Origin of the sequence: Mesorhizobium sp. LSJC280B00 (genome assembly GCF_000502835.1) — a bacterium.
In the GTDB taxonomy this organism is placed as follows: Bacteria; Pseudomonadota; Alphaproteobacteria; order Rhizobiales; family Rhizobiaceae; genus Mesorhizobium.
Window position 1 is genome coordinate 241,256 of sequence record NZ_AYVL01000014.1, and the last position, 20,962, is coordinate 262,217.

Consider the following 20,962-nt stretch of genomic DNA (forward strand, 5'->3'; position numbering starts at 1 on the left):
GCAAATATCGGGATACCGGCGGGGAAAAACCGGGGCAATTGCCGCCATAGTAAACGGAGCGTTATCCACACCGCCCGCGCCTGCACCTACGACCGATGGCATCAAACTGTCGCCGATTAAGAAAATGATCATGAAAAACAATAGGTTGGATGGTTATCATTTGCTGAATAAAATCTGAGCCGTTCGAGGCAAATGAACTTCAAAACGCTTCGTTTCGAATCTACCTAAAATTTAAGGAAAACTGTTGCTTTCGGGACAAGCCGTCCTTTGCGCGTCTGTGTCAGTATCGCGGTACAAGGGTCGTGCGGTTCGGATGCATGACGTCATAAAGGACAGACAGATGGGCTTTCTGATAAGAGCTGCTTTCTGGTTTTCGCTGGTGCTTCTGGCGCTGCCGCTGGGTGTCGGCGCCGATGATGCGGGCCGCGAAAGCGTCGGGCCGCTCCAGGCGCTGTTTGCGGCGCGCGAAGCCGTCGGCGATATCGCCGGCATCTGCGAGCGCAAGCCGGACGTGTGCGAGACCGGCAAATCGGCAATGCACACCATCACCGCCCGGGCCAGGGAGACCGCCAAGATCGCGGCCGCCATGCTGGACGACAAGGCCGCTGAACCCGATACGGTGACGACCACCGGCAGCGTGTCCGAGGAAATCGTGTTGCCGGCGAAAGTCGATTTGCCGGCGAAAGTGCACTTGCCGGCGAAGAACTGAGACTGTTTCGGCCGAATTCATCGCTAAACCGCAAGGCTCTCGCTCTCGGCACCTGCGGCGTTTCTCCTCTTTTTCCGTGACGTGGCAGCGCCGGATGACTATATCCGGGGGAATGACGACGACGATCCAGACCATCCGCGACGACTTTTCCCTGCTCGACGAGTGGGAAGACCGCTATCGCTATGTGATTGAACTGGGTGAAGCGCTGCCGCCGTTTCCCGACGAGCAACGCATACAAGCCAACAAGGTGCCCGGCTGCGTCAGCCAGGTCTGGCTGACCACCGAGCAAGGCGGGGGTGTCGACCCCGTTATCACCTTCAAGGGCGATTCCGACGCGCATATCGTGCGCGGCCTGGTCGCCATCATGCTGGCGCTGTTTTCGGGACGGCCGGCCAGCGAAATCCAGAGGACCGACGCAGAGGCCACATTGAAGGCACTCGGACTTGACGAGCACCTGTCGCCGCAGCGCGCCAATGGTCTTCGCTCGATGGTCAAGCGCATCAAGCGTGACGCCGAGGCAGCGCTGAAGCAGACCGCCTGACCGGACGGCAATTGCCGGCGGCATGAAGAACTGGCGGCCTGAGCTTGGTCTCCCCACAATGCGAAAACGGCGCCTGTAGGCGCCGTTTGAGTATCAAACCGGAAGAGCCGCTTGTCAGCGTCCCTTGCGCTTGCGGCCGAGACCCATCTTCTTGGCGAGCTGCGAACGGGCGGCCGCGTAATTGGGCGCAACCATCGGATAGCTCGGGTCCAGGTTCCACTTTTCACGATACTGGTCGGGCGTCAGATCATAGTGGGTCATCAAGTGACGCTTGAGCGACTTGAACTTCTTGCCGTCTTCGAGACAGATGATGTAGTCGTCATGCACCGACCGCTTCGGATTTACCGCCGGCTTCTGCTTGTCGGCAGGCGGCTGCTCGGCGGCCCCGCCGACGCGCCCGAGAGCGGCATGGACATCGGCGATAAGGTTCGGCAGTTCGCCGACCGGTACGGGATTGTTGCTGACATAGGCAGCCACCACGTCGGCGGTGAGCTCGATCAGCGCGTCACTGTTTCTGGAAGGTGTTTCGGTAATATCCATGGCGTTCAGGCCCCAACGAGAATTGTTTCTGTTTGCGCCCGTTTCGATAGTTGGGCATCGCGCGAACTTGTGCAGGAAAAAGCCTCCGCGATTCGCGTCGCGGCATCTTAATGGGCCGGGCCGCCAAGTAAGTCAATTCGCTTCTTTCGGTCTATTCAGCGATACAAGTCAAATCTTCCATATTCAGCTTCACTCTTTCGTGCAAAGCGTAACTTTGCCGTTTTTTCTGGTCAGACCAGCATCGACTGACGCCGCGGCAAGCAGCCATTACACAAACGGCAGCAGGTAAATAGAGTTCGATGCTTGACCCTGCCGGCGGCATTACAGCCTGGATGATCGGCGGATTCAGTAAAATCATAGGTTGCGAAGCGTTACTGTTGCTCGCGAGCCGTCGCCGGAGCGGTGCGCTGTGTCATTGAAATGGGGTAATGTATTTCCGTAGACCCAGCCATATCGGCCACTTGCCAAGCCGCGAAGGCAGTTGCATGAGATTGACCGGCACTGGCAGGGTCATCGCAGCGACGGCGAGAACCGCGGCAGTCCGAGAAGAAATATTCGTTATCCGCTCCTCCAGCCCGTCCTCTCGAGCCACCACGACAATAGATCATAGCCCTTGAACCCGCGCTGCTCGGCGTGTTCATTCGCCATTCAAGTAGCTTCCACAGCGAGACGCAATGACCAGAACCCCAGTGTTTCCGACCGCCACGCCGCCGCAGCCGGAGAAGCGGCCGATCTTCGACACGCATCACGGCATAACGCGGACGGACGATTATGCCTGGCTGAGGGCCGCCAATTGGCAAGAGATGTTCAGGGATCCGTCCCTGCTCGACGGCCAAATCCGCGCCCACCTCGAAGCCGAGAATGCTTACCAGGCGGCGCTGATGGCCGATACGGTCCAACTGCAGAAGCAGCTTTTCGCGGAAATGAAGGGACGCATCAAGGAAGACGATTCTTCCGTGCCGATGAAGGACGGACCTTACGCCTACGGCTCCTCCTTCAAGCTTGGCGGCCAGCAGCCGCGTTATTTCCGCACGGCGCGTGACGGCGGCGACAAGCAGATATTGCTCGACGGCGATGCCGAGGCCGAGGGCAAGCCCTATTTCCGCCTGGGCGGCGTCGATCATTCGGACGACCACAGCAAGCTGCTCTGGGCCTTCGACGACAAGGGTTCCGAATTCTACACGCTGCGCGTCCGCGATCTGGCCGGCGGCAACGATCTGGCGGACAGGGTCCCGGACACCGGCGGCGGCGGTGTGTGGGATGCCGGCAATGACGGTTTTTTCTACACCCGCCTCGACCCCAACCACCGTCCTTCCAAAGTGCTGTTCCATGCGCTTGGCGACGGTCCTGAAAACGACCGGCTGATCTACGAGGAGACCGATCCCGGCTTCTTCATGGATGTCGGTGGCACGCGCTCCAACGAGTGGATCATGATCGGCATCAACGATCATGAGACCTCGGAATACCGCATCATGAGCGCCGACGATCCGTTCGCAGAGCCGAAGCTGGTTGCGGCGCGCCAGACGGGCCTGCAGTACGAACTCGAGGAAGGCGGCGACATCTTCTTCATCCTCACCAATGCCGACGGCGCCAAGGACTTCAAGATCATGACGGCGCCGGCCCATGATCCGGTGCGCGCCAACTGGCAGGAACTGGTGCCGCACGAAGCGGGCCGGCTGATCCTTTCGGTGATCGGCTTCAAGGACCACATGGTCCGGCTCGAGCGCAAGGAAGGCCTGCCGCGCATCGTCGTGCGCGACCGCAAGAGCGGCGAGGAGCACCTGATCTCCTTCGACGAGGAAGCCTTCTCGCTCGGCCTGTCCGGCTCCTACGAATACGACACCGAGATCATGCGCTTTTCCTATTCGTCGATGACGACCCCGGCGCAGGTCTTCGATTACAACATGCGCACCCGCGAGCGGGTGCTGCTCAAGACCCAGGAAGTGCCGTCCGGCCACGACCCGGAGCACTACGTCACGCGCCGGCTGATGGCGCCTGCCGCCGACGGCGAACTGGTGCCGATCTCGCTCCTCCATCACCGCGACACACCGCTCGACGGGTCCGCCCCTTGCCTGCTTTACGGCTACGGATCTTACGGCATAGCCGTACCCGCCGCGTTCAACACCAATCTGTTTTCGCTGGTCGACCGCGGCTTTGTCTACGCGACAGCCCATGTTCGCGGCGGCAAGGACAAGGGCTATGGCTGGTACGACGACGGCAAGCGGGCGAACAAGATGAACACGTTCACCGATTTTGTCGCTGCCGCCCACCACCTTGTCGCCGAACGCTATACACAGCATGACCGCATCGTTGCGCAAGGCGGTTCGGCCGGCGGCATGCTGATGGGCGCGGTCGCCAACATGGCGCCGCAATGCTTCGGCGGCATCGTCGCCGAGGTTCCCTTCGTCGACGTGCTCACCACCATGCTCGACGCCAGCTTGCCGCTGACGCCGCCGGAATGGCCGGAATGGGGCAATCCGATCGCGTCAGCGGAGGATTACCGGACCATCGCCGCCTACTCGCCCTACGACAATGTCGCCGCACTCGACTATCCGCCGATCCTGGCGCTGGCCGGCCTGACCGACCCGCGCGTCACTTATTGGGAGCCGGCCAAATGGGTGGCGCGGCTGCGCGACCGCAAGACAGGTGGGAATCCGGTGCTGTTCAAGATCAACCTGGATTCGGGCCATGCCGGCGCCTCCGGCCGGTTTTCAAGACTGGAGGAAATCGCCTTCACCTACGCCTTCGCGCTCAAGGTGACGGGCAAGGCCGAGCTTGCGGCGTGAACATCGGCGGATGAGCGGTCATTGCCTTCCGTTCCGCGACGTGGCTTCATTGGCGGTGAGAGTTGCGGAGCCCACCAATGATCGATCTCGCCACGTTGATAGCTTATGTCGCGGTTGTGCTTGGCTTTGTCTTCATCCCGGGTCCCGCCACTCTTCTGACGGTGGCGCGGGCAACCAGTTCCGGAACCAGGGTGGGCATTGCGACCGGCGCCGGGATCGCGGCCGGCGACGTGGTTCACACCTTCATGGCGATCGTCGGCATTTCGGCGATCATTGCCACGTCGGCGGCGCTTTTCAACATCGTGAAGTACATCGGCGCAGCCTACCTCATTTATCTCGGCATTCGCGCGATCATCGAGAAAACGCCGGCCTATCCGGCCGCCGGCGCACTTGCGATCCCCGCTGCCAAAGCATTTCGGCAGGCTGTTTTGACCGAGGTTCTCAATCCCAAGACCGCGCTTTTCTTCCTCGCATTTCTTCCGCAGTTCGTGCGGCCTGAAAACGGATCGGTGATGCTTCAACTGGCGATATTGGGCATCATCTTTGTTCTGTTGGGCCTCGTCAGCACGGTGGTTTTCGCCGTGGGTGCGGGCGGCCTCGGTGCATTCCTGCGCCGAAACCCGACGGTGCTGAGATGGCAAGGCAAGGCTGTCGGCGGTATCTATTGCGCCTTAGGCATCCGGCTGGCGCTGCAACAGCGCTAGGGTCTCGACAGGCGACGAGCCGTACGAGGCTTCGGATAATGGGCAGGCACAGCTGATTTTCCGCTCGCAATTGCAAAGGCCGCGCGCTACCCAGTGCGCGGCCTTTTCACAGCCGCGCCAACACACAATCACCCAGGGATCTGCCATGTTGCTCGTCGATGTCTATCTCGACAAATCGCCCATCCAGGGCATCGGCGTCTTTGCCAAGAACCACATTGCCCGCGGCACGCTGGTCTGGAAGCTCGACCCGAAATACGACCGGCGCATCGAGGTAGCGGCCTACGAGCGGGAAACCGGGCCGGTCAGAACCTATCTCGACCGCTACGCCTATCCGGACCGGCGCGACCCGAATTACATCGTCTTCGAAGCCGACGATGCGCGCTACATGAACCATGCCGACGACCCGAATTGCGACGTCTCGCAGCCGGAGGAGACCTATGCCTTGCGCGACATTGGGCCCGGCGAGGAAATGACCTGCGACTACAATCACTTCTTCGAAACCGGCTTCGACTTTCTCGGCGACCGCTGACGCAACGGCCGTCAGCTCGACGGCTTCTTGCGCGCCGGATAGCCGTTGGGGTGCGGCGGCACGGCTTTCAGGTAGGCGGCGATCGCCGCGCGGTCCTCCGGGGTCAGCACGGCCATGTTCCGCTGCACGTCGACCATTGCGCCGCCGACCGTATCGAAATCCGGCGTGAAGCCGGTTTCGAGATAGTTGGCGATGTCGGCCTCGGACCAGTCCGCGATGCCGCCCTCGCCCGACGTGATGTTCGGCACGATGCCGCTGCCTTCGGCGGCGGCCGCACCTGCCAGCCATTGGCTCTTCCTGGTGCCGCCGGCAAGATCCCGCGGCGTGTGGCATTCGCCGCAATGGCCGGGGCCTTCGACCAGATAGCGGCCTGTCAACACCGGATCCGGTGTGCCGTCGGGAAAGGAAACGACCGGCTGGTCACTCAAATAGAGCAGCTTCCACAAGCCAAGACCGCGTCGGACGTTGAAGGGAAATGCCAGCGAATTGGCGGGCGCCTTGCCGGCGACCGCGGGTAACGTCTTCAGGAGTGCATAGAGATCGGCAATGTCGGCCGGCTTCATGCGCGCGTAGGAAGCATAGGGAAATGCCGGATAGAGATGCTCGCCCGACGGCGACACGCCCTTCAGCATGGCGTTGGCAAGATCCTCGACCGACCAGGCGCCGATGCCGTCCCTGGTATCCTGCGATATGTTCGGCGGCACGAAGGTGCCGAATGGCGTCTTGAGTTCAAGGCCGCCCGCCAGCTGAAGACGGGCGTCGCCTTGCGAGCCAGGCTTGGCATGACAGGATGTGCAGCCGCCGGCGTAAAAGATGCGCTTGCCCCTGGCGGCGTTGCCAGGACCAAGCTCAGCCAGCGTTGCGGCATCGAGCCTGACCGGAGCCGACAGGAACCAGCCGGCAATCGCGGCCGCGCCGCCCAGAACGAGGGCGGCGCCGACAAGTTTCTTCAGCAAGCGCATTGCCCGCTATCAGCCTTTTTTCACCCTGTAGTTTTGATGACAGTTGCCGCAGCCGCCGCCGATGGTGTTGAACTGCGCCTTCAACGCGTCGGCATCCGCAGGTGCTGCGGCGACCGCCGCCTTGACGTCGGCGAGGTACTTGCCTTCAGCCGTCTTGAACCCGGCCATGTCCTGCCAGATTTTTGGGGACGCAGTGGTGTCGCCGGTGTCGCTGCCCGACGGGAAAAGCGTGTCGACGCCGGCGTGGAATTTCTCGGCATTGACCTGCAGTGCCTGCAACGCCGTCAGCACCGAAGCGGCGTCGTAGGGCGTCTCGCCCTTGACCACTTTCGACAAGCCGGCGGCGATCTTGCCACGTTCCTTCATCAGGGCCTGCCGGTCGGCTACCGGGTCGGCAAATGCCGCCGAACCGGCGAAGGCGAGCATCGAGATGGCGAGGATAAGCTTTCTCATTCACTTGGCTCCATGTTGAAGGCAATTCAGGATGCGGCCCCACCCCGATGACAAACGGCAAGGATGGCTTAAAAATTCCGACGCTTCGCCTCACGCTTGCGTGAAATTTTTGCAGCTGTCGTTCTGATGCTGAAAAAGAAAAGCCCCGGTTCTGCCGGGGCTTTCTGGAACGGATCAGGCCTTTTCGTAGAGTTCGAGCACATAGTCCCAGTTGATGAGACTGTCGACGAAGGCTTCGAGATATTTCGGCCGGGCGTTGCGATAATCGATGTAATAGGAATGTTCCCAGACATCGACGCCGAGGATCGGCGTCGCGCCATGGACGAGCGGGTTCTCGCCATTCGGCGTCTTCGAGATCGCCAGCTTGCCGTCCTTGACCGAGACCCAGGCCCAACCCGAACCGAACTGGGTGGTGCCGGCGGCGATGAAGTCGGCCTTGAACTTGTCGTAGCCACCAAGGTCGCTGTCGACCGCCTTTTGCAATGCGCCGGGCAGCTTGTTGCCGCCGCCGCCCTTCTTCATCCATTTCCAGAAATGGATGTGATTGTAGTGCTGGGCGGCATTGTTGAAGAGGCCCGCATTCTTGCCGAAGGACTGTTTGACGGCCTCTTCGACCGACAAATCGCCCATGCCCGCCTCGGCGGCCAGCTTGTTGCCGTTGTCGACATAGGCCTTGTGGTGCTTGTCGTGGTGATATTCCAGCGTTTCCTTGGACATATAAGGCTGCAAAGCCTCGTAATCATAGGGCAAGGCGGGCAATTCAAAAGCCATCGGTCGTACTCCCTCGTGGAAAAATCCGGTGTCGATACCGGACTAACATAGGACTGGATTGGTCTGGAACAACTCCGGAAACGAAGCGCCGGCCGCTTTTTAGCGGGTCAGCCGGGCGAAGTCGAATGCGCCCATTCCCAATAGAGTTCGCGCGCCTTCTTGGCCACCGGTCCGGGCTGCAGATTGCGATCCTCGATACGGGTGACCGGCACGACTTTCGAGTGGTTTCCGGTCGAGAAGATTTCGTCCGCCTCCAGGAAATCGCGGATCGACAGCGTCTTTTCCGTCGTCGTGAAACCGTATTCGCCTAGCAGGGCCATGGTGCGCGCGCGGGTAATGCCGGACAGGAAGGTGCCGTTCGGCGCCGGCGTCAGGACATGGCCGTCCTTGACCAGGAAAATATTCGAGGTGCCGGTCTCGGCGACATTGCCCAGCATGTCGAGCACGAGCGCATTGTCGAAGCCGCGCATCTTGGCCTCTAGGATGGCCCGGCCGTTGTTGGGATAGAGGCAGCCGGCCTTGGCGTCGGTCGGCATGGTTTCGATGGTCGGGCGCCGGAACGGCGACACTGTCACCGAAAACCCCGCCGGCGAGATCATCGGCGATTCATAGAGGCAAAGGCAGAAACGAGTCGAGGCCGGGTCGGCCGGCACGCCCATATAGCCGCCATGCTCGGCCCAATACATCGGCCTGATATAGACCGCCGTGTTGCCTTCGAACTTCTTCAGCCCGTCCCAGGTCAGGCCGACGATCCTGTCGGTGCTCATCGTCGGTTTCAGACCGAGCGCGATCGCCGAGGCATTTACCCGCGCTGCATGGCGATCGAGATCGGGAGCGACGCCCTCGAACCAGCGGGCGCCGTCGAACACGCTGGTGCCGAGCCACATGGCGTGACTGCGCGGCCCTAGAATGGCAACATTGCCCTCGTACCAGTCGCCGTCGACGAAGGTCCATGTCGCGGATTGCGCCGCAGTCGCCAGTGTCATTGCCAGGTTCCGTTCGATGCTTGTTGCGGCGCATTGGAAGATGCTTTGACAGCCGCCGTCAACCGGCTTGGCTGAGATTTGTTGAGGCCAGCGGGCTGGCGGATTGCAATCAGCGCTTGCGCCTTGCCTTACGCGGCCTCAAAACTGTCGAATGCAGTTCGCGGCTTACGTCTTCGACGCCTATGGCACGCTGTTCGACGTGCATGCGGCCGTGCGCCGTCACGCCGACCAGATCGGGCCGGACGGCCAGTTGTTGTCCGATATCTGGCGCGCCAAGCAGCTGGAATATTCCTGGGTCAGGACGCTGATGGGGGCCTATGCCGATTTCTGGCAGCTCACCGAGCAGGCCCTCGACTTCGCCCTGCGCAAGGTTCCATCCGCCGATGCCGGGCTGAGGGCGAAGCTGCTCGAGGCCTATTGGCGGCTGGACTGCTATCCGGAGGTACCGGCCGTGCTCAAGGCGCTCAAGGCATCGGGGGCAAGGCTGGCGATCCTGTCCAACGGTTCGCCTGAGATGCTGCAAGCGGCCGTCAAGTCCGCCGCGCTCGACCAGGTCCTGGACGACGTCTTTTCCGTCGACAGCGTCAGGCGCTTCAAGACCGATCCGTCGGTCTACGACATGGTCACCACGGGCTGGCGCCTCTATCCGGGCGCTGTCTCTTTCCAGTCATCCAACCGCTGGGACGTCGCCGGCGCCACCAAATTCGGCTTCAGGACAGTGTGGATCAACCGCGCCAATCAGCCTGAGGAATACCGGGATTTTCCACCGGCCCTGATCCTGCCGTCCCTTGAAGGTCTGGTCGCCGGGGGGTGACACCGGAAATGTTGCGTCGGCGCAACAGTGACGATCCGGTCACAGCTTTGCCTTTGTTTGTCCACCCTGCGGCCAGAATTGGAACCGCCTATCGCGCCGGGCATTGCTCGGGCAACCGCGCGCAACAGGACGCATTTATGCTTTGTTGCGATTTGAGACTTAAAAAAGGCAATCATGTTCACACCCCCATCGTCCTCTTTTCGCCTGAGCCGTCGCGGTTTTCTCAACGCAGCAGCCCTTGGCGCCGCCTCGGTCGCGGTCTCCAGTTGCACCACGCTGTCGCAACAACCGGTCGAGCCACCGCCGCCGACCTATGTCGAGCCGGCGCTCGGCGACTATGTGACGATGTATGGGCCGATGTCGGATGGCGGCTTCGAGCTGCCGGCCATACCGGCCGACAAGATCGACCCGCAGTTCCTGCGCCAGATCGTTGACGATCCGACCGGGCAGCAGCCGGGCACCATCGTCGTCGACACCACCAATCACTTCCTCTACCTGGTGCGCCCGGGCGGCCAGGCGATCCGCTACGGTGTCGGCCTCGGCCGCGCCGGCTTCGAATGGTCGGGCGATGCGGTGGTCCAATGGAAGCAGAAATGGCCGAAATGGACGCCGCCGGACGACATGATCGCCCGGCAGCCGGAGTTGAAGCCGTACAGCGCCGACAATGGCGGCATGCCCGGTGGGCTCAAGAACCCGCTTGGCGCGCGGGCGCTTTATCTCTTCCAGGGCAACCAGGACACGCTCTACCGCTTGCACGGTTCGCCGGAATGGCGGTCGATCGGCAAGTCGGTGTCGTCGGGCTGTGTGCGCCTGATGAACCAGGACATCATCGATCTCTATGATCGTGTGCCGAACAAGACCCCGGTCGTGGTGACGGCCGACATCGGTCAGCCGATGGTGGCGACAGCAAACCGCAAAGCCATCCCGATCGACGCCGGCGTGCCGGAAGGATCGATCCTGCTCGGCCCGATAAAATCGATCACAAACTCGATCTTTTGAGCTGGTCGAAAGCGCGGAGGCGGGATTGCTCACGGCTCCTGCTGGCTTTGCCGAGCGTCGGCTTGCCCGTGCCCGCTTTTAGGTCCGATGCTTATGCCGAGCCCCCCGATAGCCGACATTCAACGCAACCAGCGTTCCCTACCCATTGCTGCCCGTCCTGGGCCGTTTCTCCTTCCCGAAGATAGTGTGCTGAAGGTTCTGCAAAAAGTTTTGGAGAGAGAACGGCGCTTGCTCTGAGGGGCGAGCGGCCATGGCACGGTGGTGACATTGCGATCACCGATTCCCGTGGAAGGGGAAGTGCCATGACCAATCGAGACGTTAGACTGAGCAGAGGCGAGTTGAAAGCGTTGCTGTTGTCGGATGAGGACGGCTTTCGCCAGACATTGCAGAGTGTCGTGCAGGAGGTTCTTGAAGCCGAGATGACGGAGGCGATCGGGGCCGAGAAAGGGGAGCGGACGGCGGGGCGGACGAGTTACCGGTCCGGCTATTACGAGCGCAAGCTGGTGACGCGGGTCGGGGTGCTGGAGCTTCGCGTTCCGCAGGATCGGGCTGGCCGGTTCTCGACGGAGTTGTTTGAGCGCTACCAGCGTTCGGAGAAGGCATTGGTGTCGGCGCTGGTCGAGATGTACGTGCAGGGCGTCTCGACCCGCAAGGTGAAGGCGGTGACGGAGGAATTGTGCGGCCACTCTTTCTCGGCCTCGACGGTGAGCGAGGCGACGATGCGGCTGGATGAGGCGCTCAAGGCGTTCTTCACGCGGCGGCTCGAGGAAAGCTATCCGTATCTCATTTTGGACGCGCGCTACGAGCGGGCTCGCGAGGCGGGCGTGATCGCCAGCCAGGCGGTGCTGGTGGCGATCGGCGTGGATTGGGAGGGCCGGCGCCAGGTTCTGGGCGTGGAGCTGGCCAACCGGGAGAGCCATTCGAGCTGGCGCGAGTTCGTGACGGGGCTCAAGAATCGCGGGCTCGCCGGCGTCGAGTTCGTCGTCTCCGACGACCATCCGGGGCTCAGGGCGGCAATCCGCGAAGTGCTGCCCGAAGCGGTCTGGCAGCGCTGCTACGTGCACTTCCTCAGAAACGCGCTCGACTACGTGCCGCGCAAGGTCGACGACGATTGCCTGATGGAGCTCAGATGGTTCTACGACCGGCGCGACCTTGCCGAGGTCAAACGCGACCTGGCGCAGTGGATCGCCAAATGGCAGNTGCTACGTGCACTTCCTCAGAAACGCGCTCGACTACGTGCCGCGCAAGGTCGACGACGATTGCCTGATGGAGCTCCGATGGTTCTACGACCGGCGCGACCTTGCCGAGGTCAAACGCGACCTGGCGCAGTGGATCGCCAAATGGCAGACCAAATACCCGAAGCTGGTCAACTGGGTGGAAGACAACATCGAGGAGACGCTGAGCTTCTATCGGCTGCCGCTAGCTCACCACAAGCACATGAAGTCGACGAACATGCTGGAGCGGCTGAACCAGGAGATCAAGCGGCGCACCCTGGTCGTTCGCATCTTCCCCAACCCGCGGAGCTGTCTGCGGCTGGTTCGGGCATTGGCGGTGGAGATCCACGAGAACTGGCTCGAGGCGACCCGCTACCTCAACATGGATCATCTGCGCGAGCACAAGAAGGAGAGCCTGAGGGCCTTGGCCGCCTGAGCACCGTCATGTGTCCGCCGCTCCGCTAAACACGGGCTGCGCGGCGGACACGCCGACGTCACCGCAATGCCACGCCATTTTGCAGAACTTGACGCACACAACTATTCCACAGAAAAAACCCGCCTCGACTGCCGCTGAGCGCGCGCATCCCCGCCTCTGGAACGCTTCAAATACTTTGCCGTTGTTAAAGGCACCTGCAGGAGCCAGGCATGAGAGTATTCCAACGAATTTTGCCGCTCGCCGTGTTCGCCTTGCAGCTTTTTGCCGTGCAGTCATTTGCTCAGACCGAGCAGCAAGATCTGCCGGGGCAAGGCGCATCATCGACAACCGAAGATGCCCAGGATGTCGGCGTCGACGTTTCGCTTGGCAGGCACGAAGTGAAACAGCAGATCGCAAGGGAGCTTGGAATCTCCGAGGTGGAAGTGCCTCTGGCAGTTCATGTGCCTATCGAGCTCGCTAAGCGGGTCTGCGAGAAAGAGGTATTCGACGCACGCGCCAATGTGAACCGAAGCTGCACCGCGACGAAATACATCCCGGAAATTGCCGAAGCAGCACGAAATCGTCCGCAAACCTCTGCCGTTCCGGAGCAATAGGCGAAGACGAATACTATGGGATACAGAAGGGGTGCTTGGCTACTCTGGTCGATCGACAAAGCGCCCCCCGAAAGTGTGGAGCGCTTGCGCGTAAGTTTTCAGGCAGCGTCGATACCGCTTGGCTTCCCCAGAGGATGAATCAGTTTGGGGCCGTATGCTTCGACAAAAGGCGCACACCAGATTGCGAAGGCAACCTTCGACCGGTAGAGGCGGACACTGCTTGTTAGCAGCATCTTGATGATCGCCAGACTGACGAGCTTCTCTGGTCAGCATAGTAGCTTTTTGAGACTCCCCGCCCTTTTAGGTATACTTTCCCCTGACTGTCGACAATTGTTAGGGCGTCGTCAGCTGTGAGCGACCATCGCCCTTCCGCCCCGATCGGGAGACAGCGCAGATGGAAACCTCGTTCAAGAACGAACTGTTGCGGCGCCTGAGCGCACCGGATCTGACGTTGCTGCAGCCTCACCTCGAAGCCCGTCACTTGGGACTGAGGACGCACCTGGAGCAGACCTCGGTCCCGATTGACACCGTCGATTTCTTCGAGAGCGGTCTCGGGTTAATGGTGGCGAAGCTTCGGGCTGAGGTCGAGGCCGAGGTTGGCCTTATTGGCTTTGACGGTATGACCGGGGCAGCCCTGGTCATGGGTGAGGACCGGTCCCCACACGATTGCTTTGTTCAATTGAAGGCTGAAGCTATTGCTATAGACGCGCGTTGGCGGATCGTTCTTATGGGCAGCCCGAGGCGGAATACATCCGACTGATCGGGACGCCCCCGTTGCTCATGATGTCACCCGTGCTGCCCTCTCTCCCGTCGCTGACCACATTCGGGAGGTGGCGATTGGCACCTGTCAGGACGTTCTGGCAAGGGTTGTCCAACGGTATGAAACCGCAGTGTCGATCCAGGACAGGATCGTTGAACATTGCAAGGAGGTCGGATTAACACCGCAAGCAGATGAAGCTTTTTTGCAGGCCTTGTGGTTGTCGCTGGCGAAGGCCAGGACGGCCTTGGAGCGTGAGGTCCCCCCGGCACCGCTGCACCTGGCCGGCCGCTCTAGTCCTGGACAATTGCCGACCTCGTCGCTGGTCAGCATGCCAGAATGTCGATGGCGGAAGCCATGAGGACCCCGATTGAATGTTCTCATTCGTTTGTAATCGGGGGTGCAAGTCAATCCGGCTCCAGCGCATGTTGGCCTCAGGAACAAACCGCCGTCGCATCCGTTCAGCATCGCGAAGGACGACACGGCTGTCCACGGCCTTTCCGGTACTGCAAAGGAGACATGACATGCTCGGTCCGCAGAGGGGGTTTTCGAAGACCATCTGAGGCTTCGCGCCGCTGGCGACATCGAGGAGGATCTTAGGTGCAACTATGCTGTGGACGTGGTCCTCTTGACCTCGAATTCGAATTTAGAGGCCATGATGCCGTCCGCCTGTCGTCCAAACGCCTGCGCGAGCAGCTGCCTCAAGGTGAGTTCAACTACATCGCAAAACAGGTCCGCGGCCCCTATACACTGCTGATCTGGTCGGCAACTTCGTCCAGGTTCGACGCCATTGGGGGCCCGAGAAGAGATCGGGAACCTTGATCAGGTGCGGGCAAAGGTCCGTTGCGAAAAATGCGGCCGCAAGGACTCGATGACAGCGGAAACCCTTCAGGCAGACGATCCTCATTCCGGAATTTCCGCAATGGAGCGCAGCCGAGATGCTCAAGCCGCTGCTGGCGCGGCGGACTGAAATCAGCGGTCAACCCGACCGTCGCTCGCTGTTGGCTGCCGGTGTGCCGTCGCCGAAGGAACAACAAGAGACTGGTCCAGTTAGAGCCATGCATGCGTCGATAGAAATGAAAGAGGAGATGACAATGGCGACGAAAAAAAGCTCTCAGGGCAGCTCCAAGGGCTTGGAAGACCTTTTCTATGATGGTCTGAAAGACATCTACTACGCCGAACGCAAGATTCTGACGGCGCTCCGGAAAATGGCAAAGGGCGCGGAGTCCGAAGAGTTGAAGGCGGCGTTCGAAAAACATCGTGACGAGACGGAAGGTCAGATCGAGCGTCTGCAGCAAGTTTTCGACGCCTTTGGCAAGAGAGCCCAAGGGAAAACGTGCCCGGCGATCGACGGCATCATCGAAGAAGGACAGGAGATTTTGGAGGAATTCGAGGAGGCTCCGGCATTGGACGCGGGTCTCGTGGCTGCAGCCCAGTCCGTCGAACATTATGAAATAGCGCGCTACGGGACTCTTGTCACATGGGCCGGGTTACTTGGCTTGAAAGACGCCGTCCCGCTACTCGAACAGACGCTCAAGGAAGAAAAAGCAACCGATGAGGCGCTCACCCGACTAGGCGAAACAGGCGTCAACGAACGGGCGATGCAACAGGCCGCATAACTTCGGATCGAATCGACGCGACCGCGGCCCCCGGCAGACGGGATTGGAGCTTGGTTGTATTCGCCAATCCAGGCACACGTGTACACCGCTGCCGCCGAGCCGTCGACGTGGTGGTGGCCGACCGGTTTCGACTAGGCCACCAGAACTGACAATGGGGGACTGCGAATGCGACTACTTGCCCACGCCTTGGGCGACAGGATGTTGGTATGAACGAGGATACCGCTCGTCGGCCCACGGCAGGCTCTTCCGGGTTCGACAGCTTTTTCATGGCTGGTTTCGAGTGTTCCTCCCACAGGCGCGCCGACGGGGCCCGTCTTGATCTGATCCGCGCGACCTCACATGACATCCATGCACATGCCGACTATCGCCGTTGTGCCGAGCTTGGGCTTCGCACGATCCGCGACGGCTTGCGCTGGCACCTGATTGAAACAGCGCCCGGAGTCTTCGACTGGTCGAGTTGGACGTCGGCGATCGAAGCAGCCCAGGCGGCCGGGGTGCAGATTATCTGGGATATCTTCCACTATGGCTCGCCAGACCATATCGACCAAGGTGGCCCGGGGTTTATCAAGGCCTACGTCCGTTTCGCCGCGGAAGCTGTTCGGGTTCATCGCTCCGCTACCGGGGTGGCTCCCCTGGTGTGCCCGATCAACGAGATTTCGTTTTTTGCATGGGCTGTGGAGGTCGGCTATTTCCCCCGCGTCGGGCCGAACAAGCGTGGATGGTTCAAACGACACCTTGTCAGGGCAGCGGTCGCCGGCGTGAGGGCCATGCGGGAGGCCGAACCCGGCTGCAGGTTCATCTGGGCTGAACCGCTGATCCATATTGCTCCTCGTGACCGTACTCACCCCGAGCGGCGGCGCGCCGAAAATGCTCGCCAGGGCCAATTCGAGGCGTATGACATGCTGATCGGGCGCGTGGAACCGGAGTTGGGCGGCAGCGAGGACGTTGTGGACGTCATCGGCCTCAACTTCTATCCGCACAACCAATGGTACTTGAATGGCCCAACGATACCGATGGGGCACCACGAATACCGTGCACTTTCGGAATTGCTGGTCGAGGTCGCCGAACGATACAAGAAGCCGATGTTCATCGCCGAGACCGGCGCCGAAGGTTCAGGCCGGCCAGCCTGGCTTCACTACGTTTGCGACGAAGTGCGCGATGCGACGAGCCTCGGTGCACCTGTTCAGGGTATATGCCTGTACCCGGTGACGGCCTACCCAGGTTGGGACAATTCGCGCCACGCCGAAGTCGGCTTGTTCTCCACCATTCATGCGGACGGCTCGCGCACTGTTCGCAAGCCACTTGCGGACGAGTTGGAGCGCCAGCGCCAATCGTTCTTGGCGTTTGAGGAACAACAAGCAAGCGCGCTATAGCCTCGCTGATACGAACAGTGCGCGCTTTTCAGCTGCATCAACAGCACAGCATATCTAGAGCTGTTCGCCGAGAAGCCGAGAAACATCGTTGGTCTCTTTGGCCGTGGGTCGCCCGACGCCGGTCAGGCCGGCGCATCATTCACTCGGCCGCCTCGCGCTGCGTCGGCGTGACGAGCATCCCGTTTGCTGGCAGGCGTGTCTGAATGCGCCCGAACGTAGCCAATGCCTGGCCGACCACCTGATCCATATTGTAATAGCGATATGTTGCAAGACGTCCGACGAACCAGACCTCCGGGCACGCCGCGGCCAAAGCTTCGTATCGTTTGTACAAAGCCTCGTTTTCGGCCCGCGGCACCGGGTAATAAGGATCTCCGACGTCGGTGGGGTATTCGTAGGTGAGGCTGGTCTTCGGACTCTGCTGACCGGTCAGATGCTTGTACTCGGTGATCCGTGTGTATTTTTCCGTCTGCGGATAGTTGACGACGGCGACCGGTTGAAACTGCTCGCAATCAAGCGTCGTGTGCTCAAAGCGCAGCGAACGGTAGGGCAAGCGACCAAGCTTCCAGTCGAAATACTCGTCGATCGGACCGGTATAGATCATCTGCTGGAAGGGGATCTTGTCGCGAATTTCGCGGTAGTCGGTCTGCAGCATGATCTTGATCTTGGGACTATCCAGCATGCGCTGAAACATGCGCGTATACCCGCCTGCCGGCATGTTCTGGAAGCTGTCGCCAAAATACCGATCGTCGCGATCGGTCCGGGTCGGGACTCGCGCCGTCACTGACTTGCTCAACTGGGAAGGGTCGACACCCCACTGCTTCCTCGTGTAGCCGCGGAAGAATTTCTCGTAGAGCTCTCTGCCTACTGTGCTCACCACGACGTCCTCGGCGGTGCGGACTTCTTTGACCGTTTCGCGTCGGAAAGCGAAGAAGTCCTGCAACTGCTCGGACGTCAATTCAAGGCCGTAGAGGCGGTTTATGGTGTCGAGATTAATCGGTATCGGCAGCAGCTTTCCATCGACAAGCGACAGCACACGATGTTCGTAAGGCCGCCATTGCGTGAATTGCGACAGATAGTCGACGATCGATTGGGCGTTGGTGTGAAAGATGTGAGGCCCGTAACGGTGAATTAGTATTCCCGCCTCGTCGTAGCAGTCATAGGCATTGCCGCCGACGTGATTTCGTCGGTCTACGATCAGGACGCTTTCCTGCCGTTGCGATGCGATACGCTCGGCCAGCACACTGCCGGCGAAACCGGCCCCTACGATCAACCAGTCGAACACGCTCACGCCCTCCTCAGGAATGGGACGACGCTCTTCATCGCATGGGCGCGCTCGATGTGGGCAGCCATCGCGCTCCAGGTCTTCTCCCAGGACATGTCGGCGAGGTAGGCGTCGGCCTTCTTCACCAGCAAATCGCGGGGGTGGGCCAGGATCGAGCGAAGCTTGGCCTCGATGTCCTCCGCCTCGACAATCTCGACAAGGCCTTCGACGCCGTAGGTACGCACAACGTCGACGATCGCCGTGGACAACACCGGCAGTCCTGCCGCAAGAAACTCGGGAGTCTTGGTCGGGCTGATGTAGCGGGTCGCTTCGTTGAGCGCGAACGGCATCCAGCCGGCACTCCAATGCCTGAGATAGTTCGGCAGGTCTGCATAGGACTTGCCGCCCAGCCAATGCAGGTTGCCTGCCGTGGGAAGGCTCGCCCGATCGATCTTGACGACAGGGCCGAGCATGACAAAATGCACGTCTGGCATTGCCGCAGCCGCATGCGCGATAAGTTCAAGGTCGAGCCGTTCGTCGATGACCCCGAAGTACCCCACCCTCGGGTGAGGTATGTCGGCCTGATCGAACGGGTCTTCACCTGGCGCCCTAGCCTGATGGAAATGGGTAACGTCGATGCTGCTCGGGAAGGGAAAGATCGCCCGATGCAAGCTGCGCTTGGCCTCGTAGAGGCTCTGCCCGCCCGTGAAGACGACATCGGCACGTTGCAACAGCGCCTTTTCCAACTGCGTCAACTCTGCGGGAGCGTCTTTGAACGCGGAGAGTTCATCCATGCAGTCGTAGACGCAGACGTCACAGGCGAGATGATCGCTGAAGCGTAGCGCCATGGGCGTGTAATACCAGGTCGTCAATCGGTCATGCGGCGTGGAGGCGAGGATCTGATCGACGAACCTGCGCTGGATTGCGTCCGCCCTGGTCGCGGAAGTACCAACTGGGATCAGCGGCGTCACTATTCTGATCTTGGGGGTAATATTGTGCACCCGCATCGAAGGGTGGCGCCTCTCATCGAAGATCGGCTCTTCGAAGTAAATTAGCTGTTGCTGTTTTGACGCCAGGGTCAGAATGTGTTGTGGTCTCTGATATACGAAGTTCCATCGGAGGTGTGAAAAGCAAATTAAAATAGACGGTTGTACAGGGTTTTTTGGTGTTTTGGCCCGGCCCGCCGCCATTTCCATGTAGATTATCCTTCGATATAGTTACAAAATGCCTCGACTAACAAAAGTCAATCGAGGCAGCTTTGACATGAAGTTCGCAGCCTTCTATATAACTTCCATCCCGATAAGTTGTTCCATAGCTCCAAACTGTCTCGGGCGAGACCAGCCGTCCGCTCCACTTGCGACGGCTCGACAGAGAAGGGGCGAGCCGGCCGCCCCCATTCGATCCACATGATGAAGCCCCTCGCGTCAGGTCGGGCTCCCCAAATGTGGCCCTTTGCCACAGAGCGGTTCAAATCCTTCAATCGTTCAACAACCGTTCATCAGCGGAGCTATAAATACGCTTGGAATCGATTCATCTGAGTCGCGCCGGTGGTTCATTTGAATGGAGACCGAGACGAATCGAGGGATGGCTGGCGAATGAAGATCGACTTTGAAACCAACGTCTTTCCATTGTTTCACCCGCAGGTTGTGGATGATCTGAAGGACCCTTGTCCGGTGTTCGACGGCACGCTCTGGCACGTCTTCGGCTCCAGCGGCACCGTCACAACAGAGAGCTGGAAAATCCTCCACGCCACAGCGCCGGATCTTTATGGACCCTGGACAGAGCACGAGGCGATCGTTTTGCCGATTACCGGATCGGGCGTTGCGGCACCCGGCGTCATTCATGAGTGCGGCGTCTTCCACATGTTTATCCAGACCGAATTCATGAAGTCCGGCGGACGTTGCGAGCACGCGGTGTCCAATGACGGCTTTCATTGGGTGGTGCTCAATGCGGCGATATTGTCGCTGCCCGACACCGATGAGGACGGCATCTACGATCCCCACCCCGCAATCATCGGAGGCAAGCGCTACATCGTCTATTCAGGCATGCCCAAATTCACCAGGGTGCCCCAGCCTGATGTCTATCTGGCGCGCAGCCAATCCGATTCCTGGTTCGGGCCATGGAAACGTCTCGGCAAGATACTCGATCATCTCGACGTGCCACATCACAATGCGCGCGAGCACCCCGATTACGAATGGGGGATCGAAGGCGCGCAGCTCGTCGAGCTGCCGGACGGTCGTGTGCTTCTCAACGCCACCTGCTTCCTCCCCGAAGGTCCGCGCGGCAGCCGGCAGCGCGTCTTCTTCGCCATCGCCGATGACGTCAAGGGTCCCTACGTTTCCGTTGGCCCCGTTCTCGACCCTGGTGAGCCCGGCGAGAATGGCCATTCGACGGTGATGATCGACGGCCGGCAACTGACCTTGTTCTACCAGAGCAGGCGTGAGGCTACGAACCATCGCTGGCGGTTCGGGTTGGCTAAGTGTGACCTGGATCGGCATATACTTTCGAGAGTTGCCTAGATGGTAAGTTCCGGCATTTGCCGGAACGGAGGATGCTCTGGCTGTTGGTTGGTGGGACGGATCCCTTTGTACTGGTGATTGAGGGTAGCAGGGGATTCGCAGCCAGTGGGCAAAGCTTGCGACGAGGGATCTATACACGTCAGGCAAGCCGGTCGCCTCATGGACGGCGGTGCCAGCTGCAAGCCTAGCCTAGCAATGAACTGTAACTGAGCGCAGCAACGCGGCCAGTCGATTCACGCGGTTTTGATCCTGAGCACAATGTCCTGATCGTAATTTCCAAAGCCCTTGCCGAAAATATTGATCCCGCCGGGGCGCTTGGCATCGTCCTTGACGCCGATACGGACGCGGATTGAATGATGGCTCTTCAGATCGAGTGCGGCGAGGCCGGTTTCGGAA

Annotated in this window: 19 protein-coding genes and 3 pseudogenes; 14 read left to right on the forward strand and 8 right to left on the reverse strand. The window is 60.4% G+C overall.

Going from position 1 to position 20,962, the window contains the following annotated elements; translation table 11 throughout:
• Positions 1-340 precede the first annotated feature (340 nt).
• Positions 341-709 (forward strand): DUF5330 domain-containing protein, encoded by a 369-nt coding sequence (locus X773_RS59500; protein ID WP_023677842.1) that lies wholly within the window; start codon positions 341-343, stop codon positions 707-709.
• A gap of 112 nt (positions 710-821) precedes the next feature.
• On the forward strand, positions 822-1,250 hold the full coding sequence (locus tag X773_RS59505; RefSeq protein ID WP_023677843.1) for a SufE family protein: 429 nt from the start codon (positions 822-824) through the stop codon (positions 1,248-1,250).
• A 114-nt stretch (positions 1,251-1,364) separates the two neighbouring features.
• Here the strand turns inward: X773_RS59505 and X773_RS59510 are convergent, their stop codons facing one another.
• Positions 1,365-1,790, reverse strand: coding sequence for a MucR family transcriptional regulator (locus tag X773_RS59510; protein ID WP_023677844.1), 426 nt, complete (start codon positions 1,788-1,790; stop codon positions 1,365-1,367).
• A 674-nt stretch (positions 1,791-2,464) separates the two neighbouring features.
• Between X773_RS59510 and X773_RS59515 the strand changes: the two genes are divergently transcribed.
• The 3 genes from X773_RS59515 (at position 2,465) to X773_RS59525 (ending at position 5,809) form a co-directional block, all read left to right on the forward strand.
• A complete protein-coding gene (locus X773_RS59515; RefSeq protein WP_023677845.1) occupies positions 2,465-4,576 on the forward strand; it encodes a S9 family peptidase in 2,112 nt (703 codons plus the stop codon).
• Between the two features lie 77 nt (positions 4,577-4,653).
• Positions 4,654-5,280, forward strand: a complete 627-nt coding sequence (locus X773_RS59520; protein WP_023677846.1) for a LysE family translocator — start codon at positions 4,654-4,656, stop codon at positions 5,278-5,280.
• Between the two features lie 145 nt (positions 5,281-5,425).
• On the forward strand, positions 5,426-5,809 hold the full coding sequence (locus X773_RS59525) for an SET domain-containing protein-lysine N-methyltransferase (RefSeq protein ID WP_023677847.1): 384 nt from the start codon (positions 5,426-5,428) through the stop codon (positions 5,807-5,809).
• An 11-nt stretch (positions 5,810-5,820) separates the two neighbouring features.
• On the opposite strand, the gene X773_RS59530 is transcribed toward X773_RS59525, so the two are convergent.
• From X773_RS59530 to X773_RS59545, 4 genes are all read right to left on the reverse strand, one after another.
• Positions 5,821-6,771, reverse strand: coding sequence for a cytochrome c (locus tag X773_RS59530; RefSeq protein ID WP_023677848.1), 951 nt, complete (start codon positions 6,769-6,771; stop codon positions 5,821-5,823).
• 9 nt (positions 6,772-6,780) lie between these two features.
• On the reverse strand, positions 6,781-7,224 hold the full coding sequence (locus tag X773_RS59535) for a cytochrome c (RefSeq protein WP_023677849.1): 444 nt from the start codon (positions 7,222-7,224) through the stop codon (positions 6,781-6,783).
• A gap of 174 nt (positions 7,225-7,398) precedes the next feature.
• Positions 7,399-7,995, reverse strand: a complete 597-nt coding sequence (locus X773_RS59540; RefSeq protein ID WP_023677850.1) for a superoxide dismutase — start codon at positions 7,993-7,995, stop codon at positions 7,399-7,401.
• A gap of 107 nt (positions 7,996-8,102) precedes the next feature.
• Entirely contained in the window at positions 8,103-8,981 is an 879-nt protein-coding gene (locus X773_RS59545; protein ID WP_023677851.1) for a branched-chain amino acid aminotransferase, read from the reverse strand.
• Between the two features lie 151 nt (positions 8,982-9,132).
• Here X773_RS59545 and X773_RS59550 point away from each other — a divergent pair, with 151 nt between their 5' ends.
• The 8 genes and pseudogenes from X773_RS59550 to X773_RS59575 all read left to right on the forward strand — a co-directional run bounded on the left by X773_RS59550 (position 9,133) and on the right by X773_RS59575 (position 16,786).
• Complete coding sequence (locus tag X773_RS59550; protein WP_023677852.1) at positions 9,133-9,795, forward strand: haloacid dehalogenase type II; 663 nt, start codon at positions 9,133-9,135, stop codon at positions 9,793-9,795.
• Between the two features lie 174 nt (positions 9,796-9,969).
• On the forward strand, positions 9,970-10,794 hold the full coding sequence (locus X773_RS59555) for a L,D-transpeptidase (RefSeq protein ID WP_023677853.1): 825 nt from the start codon (positions 9,970-9,972) through the stop codon (positions 10,792-10,794).
• A 302-nt stretch (positions 10,795-11,096) separates the two neighbouring features.
• Positions 11,097-11,990 (forward strand): annotated as a pseudogene (locus X773_RS74645) (IS256 family transposase); the annotation flags it as partial.
• 4 nt (positions 11,991-11,994) lie between these two features.
• A pseudogene (locus tag X773_RS79055) lies at positions 11,995-12,444 on the forward strand (transposase); the annotation flags it as partial.
• A gap of 209 nt (positions 12,445-12,653) precedes the next feature.
• Entirely contained in the window at positions 12,654-13,037 is a 384-nt protein-coding gene (locus X773_RS59560; RefSeq protein WP_156937370.1) for a hypothetical protein, read from the forward strand.
• Between the two features lie 394 nt (positions 13,038-13,431).
• The gene (locus tag X773_RS59565) at positions 13,432-13,797 is read left to right on the forward strand and encodes a hypothetical protein (protein ID WP_023677855.1); all 366 of its coding nucleotides are present in this window, start codon (positions 13,432-13,434) and stop codon (positions 13,795-13,797) included.
• Between the two features lie 1,091 nt (positions 13,798-14,888).
• The gene (locus X773_RS59570; RefSeq protein WP_023677856.1) at positions 14,889-15,413 is read left to right on the forward strand and encodes a ferritin-like domain-containing protein; all 525 of its coding nucleotides are present in this window, start codon (positions 14,889-14,891) and stop codon (positions 15,411-15,413) included.
• A 206-nt stretch (positions 15,414-15,619) separates the two neighbouring features.
• Positions 15,620-16,786: a beta-glucosidase gene (locus tag X773_RS59575; protein ID WP_023677857.1), complete on the forward strand. Its 1,167-nt coding sequence runs from the start codon at positions 15,620-15,622 to the stop codon at positions 16,784-16,786.
• Between the two features lie 139 nt (positions 16,787-16,925).
• On the opposite strand, the gene glf is transcribed toward X773_RS59575, so the two are convergent.
• Positions 16,926-18,068 carry a UDP-galactopyranose mutase gene (glf, locus tag X773_RS59580; RefSeq protein WP_023677858.1) on the reverse strand — a complete coding sequence of 381 codons (1,143 nt, stop codon included), beginning with the start codon at positions 18,066-18,068 and terminating at the stop codon, positions 16,926-16,928.
• A 2-nt stretch (positions 18,069-18,070) separates the two neighbouring features.
• Positions 18,071-19,243, reverse strand: coding sequence for a glycosyltransferase family 1 protein (locus X773_RS59585; protein ID WP_023677859.1), 1,173 nt, complete (start codon positions 19,241-19,243; stop codon positions 18,071-18,073).
• Between the two features lie 399 nt (positions 19,244-19,642).
• Here X773_RS59585 and X773_RS59590 point away from each other — a divergent pair, with 399 nt between their 5' ends.
• Positions 19,643-20,566, forward strand: coding sequence for a hypothetical protein (locus X773_RS59590; protein WP_023677860.1), 924 nt, complete (start codon positions 19,643-19,645; stop codon positions 20,564-20,566).
• A gap of 233 nt (positions 20,567-20,799) precedes the next feature.
• Here the strand turns inward: X773_RS59590 and X773_RS78165 are convergent.
• Positions 20,800-20,962, reverse strand: a pseudogene (locus X773_RS78165) (transcriptional regulator); the annotation flags it as partial.